The sequence below is a fragment of the Spirosoma harenae genome, from assembly GCF_054776975.1.
In genome coordinates this window covers 247,598-264,802 of sequence record NZ_BAAHBD010000027.1, presented here as the reverse complement: position 1 = coordinate 264,802, position 17,205 = coordinate 247,598, and the positions used below count along the sequence as shown (strand labels likewise).

Sequence of the window (17,205 nt, the reverse complement as noted above, 5' to 3'; positions counted from 1 at the left end):
CGAATTTTATTAGGTAAAGCTGTTCACATACCGTTTACGATTCTTTATAAATTAACAAGTAGATAGTGTCGCTTCGCCATTTTTTAGGATATTCGTGTTTTCCTACGCGTATTTCTGAATCATCAACGAATAATTCTACAAATTAATCAATCAATGCAAAGACGAGATTTTATCCAGTTGTCGGGCCTGGGGATTGGCGGCCTTCTGACAACCGGGATTCCTGTGTACGGTAGTTCCGTATCGGCTGAGTATTTGCACGAAGCATCGGGCCGGGGCGTAGGCATCGACAATGCGGCAAAAAAACGATTGGCAGACGTTGCCCTTAACACAGCCAAAAGTAAAGGGGCAACTTACACCGACGTTCGGATTGGGCGGTATCTGCAACAATTCATGTTTACCCGTGAAATGAAAGTGCAGAACATTGTCAACGCTGAATCGTTTGGGGTTGGTATTCGGGTGATTGCCAACGGTACATGGGGATTTGCGGCTACCAGCAACGTTACGCCAGATGGCGTTGCCAAAGCTGCCCAAACCGCGGTAGCCATCGCTAAAGCAAACTCCAAACTCCAAACCGAGCCGGTCCAACTTGCCCCTCAAAAAGGCGTAGGCGAAGTAACCTGGAAAACGCCCATCAAAAAAAATGCGTTCGAAATCCCGGTTCAGCAAAAGATTGAGTTGCTGATGAAGGTCAACGGTGAAGCCATGAAAAATGGAGCCGCCTTTATGACCTCGAATCTGTTTTTCGTCAACGAGCAGAAGTATTTTGCGTCTACTGATGGTTCATACATCGATCAGGATATCCACCGGATATGGCCAACCTTTACGGTATCCGTAGTTGACCGGGCTGCGGGAAAATTCAAAACTCGCGATGCCCTTAGCTCGCCTATGGGCATGGGCTACGAGTATCTGGAAGGGCTAGCCTCTGAAAAAATTCCGGCTCCAAATGGGCTGGTTGGCTATCGTAATTCGTACGACATGGTCGAAGATGCCATCTTAGCGGCCAAACAATCGAAAGAAAAATTAACAGCCAAAACCGTTCAGCCAGGCAAATACGATCTCGTCCTCGACCCTAATCACCTCGGCCTGACCATCCATGAATCGGTCGGTCACCCACTCGAACTTGATCGTGTACTGGGCTACGAAGCCAATTATGCCGGAACCAGTTTTGCCACCCTCGATAAATGGAAAAGCAAGACGTTTAATTATGGCAGCAAACTGGTTAATATCGTAGCGGATAAAACCCAACCAAATACACTCGGTACCGTTGGTTACGACGACGAAGGCGTTCCCGGCAAAAAGTGGGATCTGATCAAAGATGGCATTCTGGTGAACTATCAGGCTATTCGCGATCAGGTGGCTATTCTGGGTGAGAAAGAATCAAACGGCTGTTGCTACGCTGACAACTGGGATTCGGTACAATTCCAGCGGATGCCTAATGTATCGCTCCAGCCGGGTACTGAAAAACGCTCCGTATCCGACATGATCAAAGGCGTTGATAAAGGTATTTATATCCTTGGTCGGGGTTCGTATTCGATTGATCAGCAGCGCTATAATTTCCAGTTCGGCGGTCAATTATTCTATGAAATCAAGAATGGCGAAATTGCTGGCATGCTAGATGACGTAGCCTATCAATCGAACACGCAGGAATTTTGGAACTCGTGTGCCCAGCTCTGTGACAAAGACGATTACCGTACATTCGGTTCGTTCTTCGACGGAAAAGGCCAGCCTTCACAGGTCAGTGCTGTATCGCACGGATGCCCCACTACCCGCTTCAACGGGGTAAATGTCATTAACACCGGACGGAAAATATAAGGATTAGTCGAAAGTCGTTACTCATCAGTCCAGAGTGTCTGGTGCAATCTACTAACGACTTTCGACTCTTGACTATCAACTAAATATAATGGCCCTCCTAACTAAAGACGAAGCAAAAAAGATCATTGATAAAGTCCTCTCCTATTCAAAGGCTGACGAGATGAGCGTCAACCTGACGGGCGGACGTACGGGCAATATTCGCTATGCCCGCAATGCAGTATCAACCAGTGGCGAAAGCGTTAATCAGTCACTGTCTATAACGGCCGTATACGGCAAAAAATCTGGTACGGCTACCGTCAACGAGTTTGACGATAAATCGCTGGAAAAAACGGTTCGCCGGGCTGAGGAAATTGCTAAACTGGCTCCCGAAAATCCAGAATACATGCCTATGCTTGGGCCACAAACCTATCTGCCAGCTGATCCATATGCCGAAAGTACCGCCAAGATCGACCCCGATTTCCGGTCTCAGGCAACTTTCGACAGCATTGATCCCTGCCGGAAGAAAAATCTGGTAGCCGCTGGGTATATGGAAGATACGACCCGGTTTACAGCCATTGGTAATACGAAAGGGCTATCAGCTTACAACCGGGAAACGTCGGTTGAATTCTCCATCACCGTCCGTACGTCCGACGGAATGGGTTCAGGATACGCTACCCGCGATGTGACCGACGTTTCGAAACTCAGCACGAAAGACGCGACCGAAATCGCGATGCAAAAAGCGCTGGCATCGAGCAGTGCCCGCGCTCTGGAACCAGGAAAATATACCGTAATTCTGGAACCAGCAGCTCTTCTAGCGAACGTCGATGCCTCGCTGATGGCCGCCATGATGAATTCGTTTGACGCCCGAAGCGCAGAAGAAGGCCGGAGTTTCCTAAGCAAAAAAGGTGGTGGTACACGACTGGGCGAAAAGTTATTCGATGAGCGCGTAACGATCTATTCCGATCCGACGAATCCTGAAGTTCCTTCGGGTGCTTTTGGCGGTGGCGGAGGTGGTCGCTTTGGGGGTGGCGGTAGTGATGGCCGGCCACAAGAGAAAGTAACCTGGATCGAAAAAGGAGTCGTTAAAAATTTATCGTATTCGCGCTATTGGGCTGATAAAAAAGGCGTTAAAGCGATTCCACCTCCGGGTAATTTCATTATGGAAGGCGGTACGCAATCACTTGCCGACATGATCAAAAGCACGGAAAAAGGGATTCTAGTCACGCGGTTTTGGTACATCCGCCCGGTCGATCCACAAACATTACTTTACACGGGTCTTACCCGCGACGGGACATTCTATATCGAAAATGGGCAGATCAAATTCCCAGTAAAGAATTTCCGATTCAACGAAAGTCCAGTCATTATGCTCAACAACCTCGAAGCGTTGGGCAAACCCGTTCGGATGGGAGGCAATCTGATTCCCCCAATGAAAATTCGGGACTTTACGTTTACCAGTTTATCGGACGCCGTATAGTAGCCGTCAGTATTACTCTAGTATTCATCGACTTATAGTTTAACCAATTACATGAATCGTCGAGATTTTAATCAACTATTAGGCATGGGTGCCGCTGGGATCATGATTCCTTCCCTGCCTGCTTTTTCCAAGACTGTTCCGGCTGAAGCCCTTCTGGAGCCCGGTCTGGATGTGTCTATCAAAAAGCGTCTTGCGGACGCTGCACTCAATGCCGCTAAAGCGAAAGGCGCTACCTACGCTGATGTACGTATTGGTCGCTACCTAAACCAATTTGTACTTACCCGCGAAAACAAAGTTCAAGGCATCATCAATTCTGAATCGTTTGGTGTTGGCGTTCGGGTTATTGCGAATGGTTGCTGGGGATTTGCATCGGTAGGCGATGCTCGTGATGAATCGGTAGTGGCCAAAGCCGCCGAAACCGCCGTGAAAATTGCCAAAGCGAATGCTCGTTTACTAACAGAGCCTGTCCAATTAGCCCCGCAAAAAGGCTACGGTGAAGTGAGTTGGAAAGCGCCTATTAAACGAAATGCGTTCGAAGTACCCGTCAAGGAGAAAGTAGATTTGCTTCTGTCGTGCAACGCGGCTGCCATGCAGAATGGCGCAAACTTCGTCAACAACGTATTGTTCCAGATTAACGAACAGAAGTATTTTGCCTCGACTGATGGCACCTATTCTGATCAGGACATCCACCGCATTGGACCAAACTTCACCGTAACAGCCGTTGATCCAGCAAATGGACGGTTTGCGACTCGTAACTCACTAAGTGCCCCAATGGGCATGGGTTACGAATATTTACAAGTCAATCCCGCTGATAAAGTAACCGGCATAACTACCCGCTACAATAAAGGGTACGATATGCTGGAAGATATCACGTTAGCGGCTAAACAGGCTAAAGAAAAATTATCAGCCAAGTCAGTAGAAGCGGGTAAATACGACCTTGTTCTCGACCCTTCGCATACCTGGTTGACAATCCACGAATCGGTCGGTCACCCACTCGAACTCGACCGCGTGCTCGGCTACGAAGCCAACTACGCCGGAACCAGTTTTGCCACCCTCGATAAATGGAAGACGAAAGACTTCGCTTATGGTAGCAAAGCCGTGAACTTCTTCGCCGACAAAACCCAGGTGGGATCATTGGGAGCCGTTGGTTACGATGACGAAGGTGTAAAAACGAAGCGTTGGGATTTGGTAAAAGATGGTATTCTGGTTAATTATCAGGCCATTCGGGATCAGGTACATATCATCGGAGAGAAAGAATCGCAAGGCTGTTGCTATGCCGATAACTGGAGTTCGGTACAATTCCAACGCATGGCCAATGTCTCATTGGCAGCCGGGAAAACGCCTTTATCCGTAGAGAACATGATCAAAGATGTCAAAAAAGGCATTTACATCATCGGCGATGGCTCGTTCTCCATTGATCAGCAACGCTATAACTTCCAGTTCGGTGGTCAGCTGTTCTATGAAATCAAAGACGGTCAAATTGCCGGAATGCTCAAAGACGTTGCTTATCAGGCTAATACCAGAGAGTTCTGGAATTCCTGCGTAGCTGTCTGCGACGAGAGCGATTACCGACTTGGTGGGGCGTTTAACGACGGTAAAGGTCAGCCTTCGCAATCGAGTGCCGTATCGCACGGCAGTGCAACCGCCCGCTTCAATGGGGTAAATGTGATCAATACAGCACGAAAAATATAAGAATTAGTCGATAGTCGTTAGTCATCAGTCGAGAGTGGCTGGTGTAATCGATTACTAACGACTATCGACTCTTGACTATCAACTAAATATAATGGCACTTCTAAGCAAAGACGAAGCAAAAAAGATCATTGATAAAGTCCTCTCCTATTCGAAAGCCGACGAAATGAGTGTCGGTCTGTCGGGTAGTCGAACAGGTAATATTCGGTACGCACGGAACTCCGTATCGACAAGTGGCGAATCTGATAACCTTGGTTTATCAGTAACGGCCGTATTTGGCAAAAAATCTGGTACGGCTACTATCAACGAGTTTGATGATGCCTCTCTGGAAAAAACGGTCCGCCGGGCCGAAGAAATTGCTCGACTGGCTCCCGAAAATCCAGAGTACATGCCCATGCTAGGGCCACAAACTTATCTGGAGACGGGCACCTACTCCGAATCGACCGCTAAAATTGACCCGGAATTCCGGGCTAAAGCGGCTTTCGACAGCATCGATCCCTGTCGTCAGAAAAATCTTACGGCCGCTGGCTACATGGAAGATTCAACCGGTTTTTCTTCAATTGGCAACAGCAAAGGATTGTTCGGCTATAATCGGTCAACGGGCGTTGATTTCTCGATCACCGTTCGTACTGCTGATGGTCTGGGGTCAGGCTATGCGAATCCAGATGTAAATGACATTAGCAAACTGAGTACGAAAGCGGCTACCGAAATCGCGATGGGGAAAGCCCTTGCATCGGTAAATGCACGCGCGTTGGAACCCGGAAAATATACTGTGATTCTGGAACCAACGGCTTCTGTCGAACTACTGCAAAATATGATGCGGAGTATGGACGCTCGAAATGCCGACGAGGGCCGGAGCTTCCTAAGTAAGAAAGGTGGTGGCACACGTTTGGGCGAAAAACTCTTCGATGAACGCGTAACGATCATCAGCGATCCGATGAATGCCGATCTACCTCTATCGCCATTTGGTGGTGGGGGCGGTGGTGGTCGCTTCGGTGGGGGCGGTGGTGGAGATGGCCTTCCACAGGAAAAACGCACCTGGATTGAAAACGGTGTCGTTAAAAATATGACGTATTCCCGTTACTGGGCTGAAAAAAAAGGAGTTAAGCCTATACCAGGTGCTGGTGGATTTATTCTCATGGGCGGAAATCAGTCGTTAGCCGATCTGATTAAAAGTACAGATAAAGGCATTCTGGTTACCCGTTTCTGGTACATACGCGCTGTTGACCCGCAAACGCAACTGTATACGGGTCTTACCCGCGACGGGACATTCTATATCGAAAATGGGCAGATCAAATTCCCGGTAAAGAATTTCCGATTCAACGAAAGTCCGGTCATTATGCTCAATAACATCGAAGCGCTGGGTAAACCCGTTCGGGCAGGTGGCAATTTGATTCCCCCGATGAAGATTCGCGACTTTACGTTCACGAGCCTTTCCGACGCCGTCTAAACTCGTCTATTCTCAATAAGTTAAAAGCATCTGTCTTCTAAGCAGATGCTTTTTTTATGGTCTGTGATTAACTCTTATCATGAGGTCAGCGAAAGTGACAAATTGATAATCAACCATCAATCGCACCTTTTATAACTAAACAATCAATTATTTATCCATTATTAATAATTTAAAATTTAATATCTATAAATCATTGATTTTTAATTTTATATTTTTCATTTTCAACTTATCACAATATAATATTAAAAAAGCTTTTCCATCTATTAGTTGGCTTCTTTCTACACTGATTGCTGAACCGTACGCGTCATTTCACCCAAACTAAACAGGAGGATCACCCCTTGAATCGTCGACAATTTAACCAACTTTTGAGCGCGGGCGCTGCCGGGATCTTATTGCCCTCAATGTCCGCTTTAGGCCGAACCGTCACGGCTGAAGAATTACTGGAACCCGGCCTGGATGTCTCTATTAAGAAACGACTGGCCGATGCGGCTCTAAATGCCGCCAAATCGAAAGGAGCCACGTATGCGGATGTTCGAATCGGTCGATACCTGAATCAGTACATCATGACTCGGGAAGACAAAGTACAGAACATCATTAACACGGAATCCTTTGGCGTAGGCGTCCGGGTTATTGCAAACGGCTGTTGGGGATTTGCAGCTATTGGCGAAACCCAAAGCGAAGAAGATGTAGCCAGAACTGCCGAAAAAGCGGTTGCCTTTGCTAAGGCTCATTCCAGGTTGCAAAAAAAACCTGTTCAGCTGGCCCCGCAGAAAGGGTTTGGCGAAGTAAGCTGGAAGACCAAAGTCACGAAAAATTCGTTTGAAGTGCCCGTTAAGGAAAAAGTTGATTTGCTACTGACGGCGAACGGCACCGCGATGCAAAACGGGGCTAATTTCATTAATAATACGTTGTTCATGATCAATGAGCAAAAGTATTTTGCCTCCACCGATGGCTCCTATATTGATCAGGACGTACACCGTATCTGGCCTAATTTCACGGTTACAGCGGTAGATAAAGCAAGTGGTATCATGGCTACCCGCGACTCGCTGAGTGCACCTATGGGTCGGAGCTACGACTATCTGCAAACCAATCCTTCCGATAAACTAGCAGGTGTCACGACGCTCTATAAACAAGGGTATGACATACTAGAAGATGCAGCCGCAGCTGCCAAGCAAGCGCGTCTGAAACTCAAAGCAAAATCCGTCGAAGCTGGAAAATATGATCTGGTTCTCGACCCTACGAATACATACCTCACCATCCATGAATCCGTTGGACATGCTACCGAGCTGGATCGGGTGTTGGGGTACGAGGCAAATTTTGCGGGCACTTCGTTTGCGACGCTGGATAAATGGCAATCCAAAAAATTCAACTATGGCAGTCCCGTAGTCAACTTCTTTGCCGACAAAGTTCAACCGGGTTCATTAGGCGATGTGGGATGGGATGATGAGGGCGTAAAAACCAAGAAATGGGATATTATTAAAGATGGTATTTTGGTCAGCTACCAGGCCATTCGCGACCAGGCCCACATCATTGGGGAGCAAGAATCGCAAGGGTGCTGCTACGCTGATAGCTGGAGCACCGTTCAATTTCAGCGTATGGCTAACGTATCACTGGCTCCTGGTAAAGAACCGCTTACCGTAGAGGAAATGATCAAGGATGTAAAAAAAGGCATTTACATCATTGGTGATGGCTCTTATTCGATTGATCAGCAACGCTACAATTTCCAGTTCGGCGGTCAGTTGTTCTACGAAATCAAAGATGGTCAGATCGCGGGTATGCTCAAAGACGTTGCGTATCAGTCGAATACGCAGGAATTTTGGAACTCCTGTGTGAAAGTTTGCGATGAACGCGATTACCGTATGGGTGGCACGTTCTTTGACGGAAAAGGCCAACCTTCTCAGATCAATTCCGTATCGCATGGCAGCGCAACCGCTCGCTTCAACGGCGTCAACGTACTTAACACAGGACGGAAAATATAACTAGAAGTATGGTGTATGATATAGGATATATTTTCAATTCACGATACATACATCCTATATCATACACCATACTTCCTACATCAACGATTACAAAGATGGCCATCATATCAAAAGAAGAAGCAAAGAAAATTCTGGATAAAGTATTATCTTTTTCCAAAGCGGATGAAATGAGCGTCAGCTTGAGCGGGGGCCGGACCAGCAATATCCGGTATGCCCTCAACAGCGTCTCGACCGGGGGCGAAGCCGACAACATGTCGCTGGTAATCACGGCAGGTATCGGCAAACGTATGGGTTCAGCAACCGTTAATGAATTCAACGATAAGGCTATTGAACGGACCGTTCGTCGGGCCGAAGAAATTGCCCGACTGGCGCCAGAAAACCCCGAATACATGCCCATGATTGGGCCACAAAACTACCTCGAGCCTCCAATGTATTCAGAGAGTACGGCCAAAATGGACTCTGAAACACGGGCACAAATAGCGTTTGATAGCATTGATGTTTGTGAGCAGAAAAACCTGACCGCATCTGGTTATTTACAGGATACAACCGGTTTTAGCGCCATTGCCAACAGTAAAGGATTATTCGGTTACAACAAAGCCACGTCCGTCGATTTCTCTGTTACGGCCCGAACTGCCGATGCGACGGGATCAGGCTATGTGACCCGTGACTTCAACGATATTTCGAAATTGAAATCACGTTCCGTAACAAGCATTGCCCTGCAAAAAGCCATGGCCTCAACAAATGCCCGAACGCTGGAACCGGGTAAGTACACCGTTATTCTGGAGCCTACGGCCATAGCGACGTTGTTACAGAGTATGATCGGTGGCATGGATACGCGCCTGGCCGACGAAGGTCGAAGTTTTCTAAGCAAAAAAGGGGGCGGAACCCGTCTAGGCGAAAAACTCATCGACGAGCGAATCACTATCTACTCGGACCCCATGAACCCCGAGGCCCCAAGCGACCCCTTCTCCACCGACGGTGGTAGACGTACTGGTTCTTTTCTGGGCGGAGGTGTCACCGGCGATGGACGTCCTCAAGAGAAAATCACCTGGTTCGAGAAAGGGATTGTCAAAAATATGAGTTGTTCCCGTTTCTGGGCGGCTCAGAAAGGACTGAAAGCAACGCCCCCTCCCACTGGATACATTATGGAAGGTGGGAATCAATCCCTAGCCGACATGATCAAAAGTACAGACAAGGGTATTCTGGTAACACGTCTTTGGTACGTTCGGATGGTCGATCCGAAAACGCTGTTACAGACAGGCTTAACCCGCGATGGGACGTTTTACATCGAAAATGGGCAGATCAAATTCCCGATTAAAAATTTCCGATTCAATGAAAGTGCAGTCATTGTTCTTAATAACGTTGAATCGCTGGGAGCGCCGATGCGGATCAATGGTAACCTGATTCCACCCGTAAAAGCCCGCGACTTTACGTTTACCAGTTTATCGGACGCGATTTAAAAAAGCTAGTTAGCTAGTTAAGAAACTGATTTCATAGGAGCTGTACTATCTGTGCAGCTCCTTTATTATTGAGACTATTTATTCGTTTGCTAGTAAACAATACTTTTGTCCTGCTGACGAAGGAAGCATCTTTAGGCATCCTAATGCCCGAACAAGGGAATTTTAAGATGCTTCCTTCGTCAGCAGGACAAAATGGGATATAGCTGAAAACAGTCGCCGTTCACATGCTTCTTTTACCGCTCAAAATTTAACACGAGCAATTTATACCCATTTGGCTTTTATTCGTGATTGGTCTATAATCGTTGGCAATGCAATTAATTCCTGAGGTTAAATTCCATATTATAAGCCTCAGTCCATATATTGCTTTTTGTTACGCTTCATTTAATTCAATAAAATAGGAGAACCAAACCTTGAATCGTCGAGATTTCAACCAACTCTTAGGCATGGGAACTGCTGGTATCCTGCTGCCTAACCTCCCCGCCTATTCCCGGCCTGTCAGTCCCGAAGCGCTGCTGGAACCGGGCCTCGATGTGTCGGTAAAGAAACGGCTGGCCGATGCTGCCATGAACGCAGCTAAAAGCAAAGGCGCATCTTACACCGACGTACGCATTGGGCGCTACCTGAATCAGTTTGTGGTTACCCGCGAAGACAAAGTGCAGAACATTGTCAACACCGAGTCCTATGGCGTTGGCGTTCGGGTAATTGCGGATGGATGCTGGGGATTTGCGGCCGTAGTCGACGCTAAAAACGAAGCCGATATGGCTCAGGCTGCTGAGAAAGCCGTTGCGATTGCCAAAGCGAACGCCAAACTGATGAAGCAACCTGTCCAGTTGGCACCTCAAAAAGGCTACGGCGAAGTAAGCTGGAAAGCACCGATTCAGAAAAATGCGTTCGAGGTACCGATCAAAGAAAAAGTCGATCTGCTAATGTCGGTCAACGGAGCAGCTCTGAAAAATGGCGCTAATTTCGTCAACTCGGTACTGTTCATGGTGAACGAGCAAAAGTACTTTGCTTCGACCGACGGCACATACGCCGATCAGGATATTCATCGCATATGGCCAATTTTTACGGTTACGTCTATCGACGCGAAAACGGGCAAATTTGAAACCCGAAACGCCCTGAGCGCCCCCGTTGGCATGGGTTATGAATACCTGCAAGCAAATCCGGCTGATAAAGTTACTGGCATCACCACCCGCTATAATAAGGGTTACGATATGCTCGAAGACGTGACGGCTGCCGCCCAGCAAGCCAAAGCCAAACACGGAGCCAAATCTGTCGAAGCCGGAAAATACGACCTCGTGCTCGATCCATCGCACCTTTGGCTAACCATCCACGAATCCGTTGGTCACCCGCTCGAACTCGACCGTGTGTTAGGCTATGAAGCCAATTTTGCTGGTACCAGTTTCGCTACGCTGGATAAATGGAAGACAAAAACGTTCAATTACGGCAGCAAACAAGTAAACCTCTTCGCCGATAAAACGCAGGTTGGGTCGTTGGGTGCCGTTGGCTATGACGATGAGGGTGTACAGACAAAAAAATGGGATTTGGTGAAAGATGGGGTTTTGGTGAACTATCAAGCCATCCGCGATCAGGTACATATCATTGGCGAGAACGAATCGCAAGGGTGCTGCTATGCCGATAGCTGGAGTTCGGTTCAGTTCCAGCGCATGGCCAATGTATCGCTGGCGGCTGGTCAAACGCCTTTGTCGGTTCAGGACATGATCAAAGATGTCAAAAAAGGCATTTACATCATCGGCGACGGCTCATTCTCGATCGATCAGCAACGCTACAATTTCCAGTTTGGTGGTCAGCTGTACTACGAAATCAAAGACGGACAAATTGCCGGAATGTTGAAAGACGTTGCCTATCAGTCGAATACGCAAGAATTCTGGAACTCCTGTGTAGCTGTCTGCGATGAAAAAGACTACCGGCTCGGTGGCTCATTCTTCGATGGCAAAGGGCAACCGCCACAATCAAGCGCCGTATCACACGGTAGCTCAACCGCTCGTTTCAATGGTGTTAATGTGATCAATACAGCAAGAAAAATATAAATGGCTATCATCCTAACTGAATCCGAAGCCAAGGCTCTCCTGCAAAAGGTATTGAGCTATTCGAAAGCTGACGAATGCGAAGTCAATCTGCTGGGCGAAGAACGGGGCAATCTGCGTTACGCTCGCAACGAAGTATCGACCAGCGGCTCCCTGATTAATAAGAATTTAGCAGTACAATCAGCCTTTGGCAAAAAGGTTGGTGTGGCTACCATCGACGAGTTTGACGATGCGTCGATTGAAAAAGTCGTTCGGCGTTCTGAAGAATTAGCGCGTTTGGCACCTGAAAATCCTGAGTATGTGGGTGTATTAGGGCCACAGCAATACGTAAAATCGAGTGGTTTCTTTGATTCGACGGCTAAAATTACCCCTAGCACCCGAGCTGATGCCGTTGCGAAAAGCCTGAAATTATCCCGTGATCAGAATCTGGTAGCAGCTGGTTTCTTACAGGATCAATACGGCTACACGGCCATGATGAATTCGAAGGGGTTATTTGCCTACTATCCCAGCACAAATGTCAATTTTTCGCTGACAGTCCGCACGGAAGATGGTAAAGGCTCAGGCTATGTCGCTCGTGGATATAGCGATTTCACGAAGTTAGACACCGAAGCCGCTACCCGAATCGCGATTCAAAAAGGAAAAGGTTCAGCGGAAGCACGCGCTATCGAGCCAGGTAAATATACGGTTATTCTGGAACCAACCGCAGCAGCCGTATTGCTCGAAAACATCTATTTCAATCTGGATGCTCGGTCAGCAGACGAAGGTCGGTCATACTTCAGCAAAGCAGGTGGTAAATCGCGGCTGGGCGATAAAATCGTGGATGAACGAATAACCATTTACTCCGACCCAACGAATCCAGAACTCCCCGCTTCGCCCTGGTCGGGAGATGGGCGGCCACAGGAAAAAACGATGTGGATTGAAAAGGGGGTCGCTAAAAACCTGGCTTATTCACGATTCTGGGCGCAGAAAACGGGCAAAAAAGCAACTCCTTTTCCGGGAAACCTAATCATGATGGGTGGTAATTCGTCGCTGGAAGACATGATCAAAACCACACAGCGTGGTATTCTGGTCACGAAGCTCTGGTATATCCGAACCGTCGATCCGCAAACGATCTTGCTTACCGGCCTTACTCGCGATGGTACTTTCTACATCGAGAACGGAAAAATCAAGCACCCGATTAAAAACTTCCGGTTCAACGAGAGTCCGATTATCATGTTGAACAATCTGGAATCGCTAGGCAAACCAGAACGCGTTGTCAGCACCGAAACCGACCAGAACTATCTGATTCCTCCGATGAAGATTCGGGAGTTTACATTCACAAGTCTCTCCGACGCCGTTTAGTTTTAATTATCATAAGTCGGCCATTTTCGAGGTAAAATGGCCGACTTATTTATTGATAATCAGTAGCTAACTACTAAAATGGTCAGTATTCGAAAAGCAAGGCCGAACGATAAAAATGCAATTATGGACTTGCATCGGTCAGTTGCCCGAATTAGTCAGGGAATCGCCCGGACAGAAGCTGAACTTACTGAAAGCTATTTCGACACGCTGTTTAGGACTGTAGATATTATGCTGGTTGGAACCAACGAAGCGAATCAAGTCATTGCCGAAATTCACGCTTCGAAATATGGGCTCCGCATTTTCGACCATATCCTAACTGGACTTACCATTGCAGTTCATCCTGATTATCAGGGCAAAGGAATTGGCAAAAAACTATTCCAGGCATTCCTCGAAGAAATTCAGCAAACCTTTCCCGAAGTCATTCGGATCGAATTAGAGTCAAGAGCATCGAACCAGAAATCGATTGGGTTGTATCGTAGTATCGAATTTGTAGAAGAAGGCCGAATGAAAAATAAAACCCGGAATATAGATGGATCTTTTGAAGACAGTCTATTGATGGCCTGGACCAAGCCCAGTTTTGATTTTACAAACTAACAAATGATTACCATTACAGAAGCGACTGAAACTGACTTACCGATTATTCAGGATATTGCGCATCGCACCTGGCCTACTACATTTGGAGAAATCCTGTCGCCCGATCAGATCAGTTATATGCTGAAAATGATGTACAGCCTGGATTCGCTCAAGACACAGATCGCTGACAAACATCATGTTTTCCTACTTGCCAGAGATGAGTCTACTCAGGAGTTTCTTGGCTATAGTTCCTATGAGTTGAATTACCAAGGCCTCCCCATCACCAAGATTCATAAAATTTACCTGTTACCCGCCAGCCAGGGGAAAGGCGTTGGTCGATTACTAATTGATCATATTGCTGAAATCGCCAAAACACACAACAATGACCGACTTGGGTTGAATGTAAATCGGTTTAACAAAGCGATTCAATTTTATGAACGCATGGGCTTTTCAGTTGTTAGCCACGAAGATATTGACATCGGCGACGGTTTTCTGATGGAAGATTTTGTTATGGAAAAACCATTGTCTTAGTAGCGAATTAGCCATAGAAAATGTATTTTTAAGGGTAAAACGCCAATTTTCCGTTGGTTTTACGAGCCAAACGACAAAATTCTAAAATGAATATAATATTAACCGTCAATAGTAATATCGAGCTAATTTTTTAACAGAATCGATTACCCTATTGATTTTTTGACTTCTCAACAAACCAGTTTGAAACCGTTTTTTTTCACCCGACTCCAATACACCTCCGGCGATTGGGATACTGACCAGCGAATGCCATCGAATCTGATGCACTCTCTGGTTGAGTATACGACGTTGCCGGTCGACCAGAAGGAGAAGGTCGTTCAATTGAGTAGTCCGGATTTATTTAAAAGTCCGTTTTGCTACCTCAGTGGTCACAAGCTGGTTGAATTCTCAACCCAGGAGCGTGATCATTTCAAACGCTACGTTCAAAACGGTGGCTTTGTGTTTGTTGACGACTGCAATCACGATATCGACGGGCTATTTGCGAAATCGTTCGAACAGGAAATGGCCCGAACATTTGGCGCGAAAACCCTGCAGAAAATTCCGAATACGCATCCAATTTATACCTGTTTCTTCAAATTTGACGAAGGCCCCCCAACCACGTCTTTCGAGTTGAATGGCTGGGGAGATGACCTGGTTCATGATTACCTGAAAGCCATCACCGTCAACGGACGAATTGGTGTGCTTTATAGCAACAAAGACTACGGCTGCGAATGGGATTACGATTTTCGGAACAAACGCTTCCTGGCCGAAGACAATACCAAATTTGGTGTCAACATAGTAACGTACGCATTAACAGCGTGAATTATATATGATGTAATCATACATCTTCATTATACAACCTGACTGAAAGTATTTTGGAATCAACAGACTTAACCCGCTACAAAAAACTGGTGGCGAAGCTGCCCCAGCTACGAAACGAAATTGGTAAAGTAATCATCGGTCAACAGGAAGCGATCAGCGAAGTACTTATTGCGCTGTTAGCGGGTGGGCATTGCTTGCTTGAAGGCGTACCTGGTTTAGCTAAAACGCTGATGGTTAAGACCATGTCGGATGCACTGGCGATGAAATTCAAGCGTATCCAGTTTACGCCCGACCTGATGCCCGGCGATATCGTCGGTACAGAAATTCTGGAAGACGACCATGAAACTGGCCGTAAAGTTTTCGTCTTCAATCAGGGACCAATCTTCGCAAACGTGGTGCTGGCCGATGAAATCAACCGGACTCCGCCCAAAACTCAGGCGGCCATGCTGGAAGCCATGCAGGAATATAAGGTTACGTACGGTGGTAAAGATTATCCACTGCCCAAACCGTTCCTGATTATTGCCACCCAAAATCCGATTGAACAAGCCGGTACCTATCCCCTACCCGAAGCACAATTAGACCGATTTCTGCTTTATATTAAATTAAGCTATCCCGCAGAGAATGAAGAATTAAACGTGTTAAAAAGCACGACTGGCACAAGCCGTCCGGTTTTACAAACAGTATTATCCGATCAGGAAATCACTGAGTTACAATCCCTGACTCGCCAGGTACACATCAGCGATGAGTTGATCGATTATATTAATAAACTCGTACGGGCTACTCGACCTGATGGTTCTCCATCAGCTTTTGTGAAACAGTGGAGCCAATGGGGAGCGGGTCCTCGGGCTGGTCAAGCGTTGGTCTTGTGCGCCAAGGCCAGAGCGGTACTCAACGAACGTTTCTCGGTTATTCCTGAAGACATTCAGACTCTGGCCTATCCGATCCTTCGCCACCGAATCGCGCTGAACTTCCGTGCCGAAGCCGAAGGCATCACTACCGACCGAGTAATCAAGCAATTGCTCACGGAACTGCGTCTTGCTTAACATGTCAGGTTGGCTACTGCATCACAACATGACGCGTCCGTAAACTTGACATAGTAAACCTGGAACCGCTCCGGCGGCCCGGCTGAAATTATTAATTATGCTCACCACCGATCTCATCAAACTAAATAATTTACAACTGGCTGGAAAACTAGTCAGCGATGAGTCGTTATTGGGTATTCAGGCGAGTCAACGGTCGGGAATTGGAACTGAGTTTGAGCAGTTTCGGCATTATACGCCGGGCGACGATCCGAAGCGGATTGACTGGAAATTATTCGCCAAGTCGAACCAATATTTAGTACGTGAATCGGCTACGGAAAGCAATCAGCAGATTCGGTTTGTGATCGATTTATCTGGCTCAATGAATTATTCGGAAGCGGGAGTTAGCCGATTACAGTATGCGAAAATTCTCCTGGCGTCCATGGCTTATCTGGCCAATCGGCAGAGTGATCAGATAAGCTTGTATAGTTTGCATGATGGGGCTGTTCAAACGCTGGTTCCAGCGGGTAAACAAGCTTTTTTAAAGATTGTCGCTACGCTCGAAGCGGCCAAAGCATCGGGGCCTTGGTCTAGTAATGCTACGTCGTTTCCGGAATTTAGCCGCAAGCAAAGCGAGATACTCATTATAGTTTCTGATTTTCTTCAGGTCGATGACGAGTGGGTGAACTTGATTCAACGAGTAGCGGGACCTCGGCGGGAGATTGTCATTTTTCAATTGCTGGGCGATCAGGAGATGCAATTCTCGATGAGTGGATTCTACCGATTTCAAGACTTAGAAACCGGTAAAGAGCTTGAATTGCAAGCGGATGCGATTCAGGATATTGTGCGCCAACGGGCATCGACGTACCTAAGCGAGCTGGAAACCAATTTACGGATTCCTCACGTCCGACTGATCCGAGTCCTATTGAGCGAACCGATCGCACTCGTGTTAAAACAGTTTTTCTTGAGCTAATGGATATTAATCTTTGTTTGCTGACGAAGGAAACATCTTAAACTTCCGTAATGCACAAACAAGGATAAGCCAAGATGCT

The 17,205-nt window shown here is 47.0% G+C and carries 13 protein-coding genes; all 13 read left to right on the top strand.

The annotated features are described in order from the left end of the window. Positions 1-153: 153 nt before the first annotated feature. The 13 genes from ACYVE4_RS26175 (at position 154) to ACYVE4_RS26115 (ending at position 17,126) form a co-directional block, all read left to right on the top strand. A complete protein-coding gene (locus ACYVE4_RS26175; protein WP_461043245.1) occupies positions 154-1,812 on the top strand; it encodes a TldD/PmbA family protein in 1,659 nt (552 codons plus the stop codon). Between the two features lie 88 nt (positions 1,813-1,900). Then, positions 1,901-3,265, top strand: a complete 1,365-nt coding sequence (locus ACYVE4_RS26170) for a TldD/PmbA family protein (protein ID WP_461043244.1) — start codon at positions 1,901-1,903, stop codon at positions 3,263-3,265. A gap of 51 nt (positions 3,266-3,316) precedes the next feature. Then, complete coding sequence (locus ACYVE4_RS26165) at positions 3,317-4,957, top strand: TldD/PmbA family protein (RefSeq protein ID WP_461043243.1); 1,641 nt, start codon at positions 3,317-3,319, stop codon at positions 4,955-4,957. 91 nt (positions 4,958-5,048) lie between these two features. After that, positions 5,049-6,404, top strand: a complete 1,356-nt coding sequence (locus ACYVE4_RS26160; protein WP_461043242.1) for a TldD/PmbA family protein — start codon at positions 5,049-5,051, stop codon at positions 6,402-6,404. Between the two features lie 338 nt (positions 6,405-6,742). After that, positions 6,743-8,383: a TldD/PmbA family protein gene (locus tag ACYVE4_RS26155; protein WP_461043241.1), complete on the top strand. Its 1,641-nt coding sequence runs from the start codon at positions 6,743-6,745 to the stop codon at positions 8,381-8,383. A gap of 95 nt (positions 8,384-8,478) precedes the next feature. After that, positions 8,479-9,843, top strand: a complete 1,365-nt coding sequence (locus tag ACYVE4_RS26150) for a TldD/PmbA family protein (protein WP_461043240.1) — start codon at positions 8,479-8,481, stop codon at positions 9,841-9,843. A gap of 410 nt (positions 9,844-10,253) precedes the next feature. Continuing rightward, a complete protein-coding gene (locus tag ACYVE4_RS26145) occupies positions 10,254-11,894 on the top strand; it encodes a TldD/PmbA family protein (RefSeq protein ID WP_461043239.1) in 1,641 nt (546 codons plus the stop codon). Further along, complete coding sequence (locus tag ACYVE4_RS26140) at positions 11,895-13,232, top strand: TldD/PmbA family protein (protein WP_461043238.1); 1,338 nt, start codon at positions 11,895-11,897, stop codon at positions 13,230-13,232. 78 nt (positions 13,233-13,310) lie between these two features. Beyond that, a complete protein-coding gene (locus tag ACYVE4_RS26135) occupies positions 13,311-13,826 on the top strand; it encodes a GNAT family N-acetyltransferase (RefSeq protein ID WP_461043236.1) in 516 nt (171 codons plus the stop codon). Between the two features lie 3 nt (positions 13,827-13,829). Then, the gene (locus ACYVE4_RS26130; protein WP_461043235.1) at positions 13,830-14,336 is read left to right on the top strand and encodes a GNAT family N-acetyltransferase; all 507 of its coding nucleotides are present in this window, start codon (positions 13,830-13,832) and stop codon (positions 14,334-14,336) included. A 180-nt stretch (positions 14,337-14,516) separates the two neighbouring features. After that, entirely contained in the window at positions 14,517-15,134 is a 618-nt protein-coding gene (locus ACYVE4_RS26125) for a DUF4159 domain-containing protein (RefSeq protein ID WP_461043234.1), read from the top strand. A 53-nt stretch (positions 15,135-15,187) separates the two neighbouring features. Further along, on the top strand, positions 15,188-16,177 hold the full coding sequence (locus ACYVE4_RS26120; RefSeq protein WP_461043233.1) for an AAA family ATPase: 990 nt from the start codon (positions 15,188-15,190) through the stop codon (positions 16,175-16,177). A gap of 97 nt (positions 16,178-16,274) precedes the next feature. After that, the gene (locus ACYVE4_RS26115; RefSeq protein ID WP_461043232.1) at positions 16,275-17,126 is read left to right on the top strand and encodes a DUF58 domain-containing protein; all 852 of its coding nucleotides are present in this window, start codon (positions 16,275-16,277) and stop codon (positions 17,124-17,126) included. Positions 17,127-17,205: the final 79 nt, after the last annotated feature.

Bases quoted from the DNA above. Each gene is read 5' to 3' on its own strand.
- ACYVE4_RS26175 (WP_461043245.1), top strand. From the start codon at position 154: ATGCAAAGACGAGATTTTATCCAGTTGTCGGGCCTGGGGATTGGCGGC.
- ACYVE4_RS26170 (WP_461043244.1), top strand. From the start codon at position 1,901: ATGGCCCTCCTAACTAAAGACGAAGCAAAAAAGATCATTGATAAAGTC.
- ACYVE4_RS26165 (WP_461043243.1), top strand. From the start codon at position 3,317: ATGAATCGTCGAGATTTTAATCAACTATTAGGCATGGGTGCCGCTGGG.
- ACYVE4_RS26160 (WP_461043242.1), top strand. From the start codon at position 5,049: ATGGCACTTCTAAGCAAAGACGAAGCAAAAAAGATCATTGATAAAGTC.
- ACYVE4_RS26150 (WP_461043240.1), top strand. From the start codon at position 8,479: ATGGCCATCATATCAAAAGAAGAAGCAAAGAAAATTCTGGATAAAGTA.
- ACYVE4_RS26140 (WP_461043238.1), top strand. From the start codon at position 11,895: ATGGCTATCATCCTAACTGAATCCGAAGCCAAGGCTCTCCTGCAAAAG.
- ACYVE4_RS26135 (WP_461043236.1), top strand. From the start codon at position 13,311: ATGGTCAGTATTCGAAAAGCAAGGCCGAACGATAAAAATGCAATTATG.
- ACYVE4_RS26130 (WP_461043235.1), top strand. From the start codon at position 13,830: ATGATTACCATTACAGAAGCGACTGAAACTGACTTACCGATTATTCAG.
- ACYVE4_RS26115 (WP_461043232.1), top strand. From the start codon at position 16,275: ATGCTCACCACCGATCTCATCAAACTAAATAATTTACAACTGGCTGGA.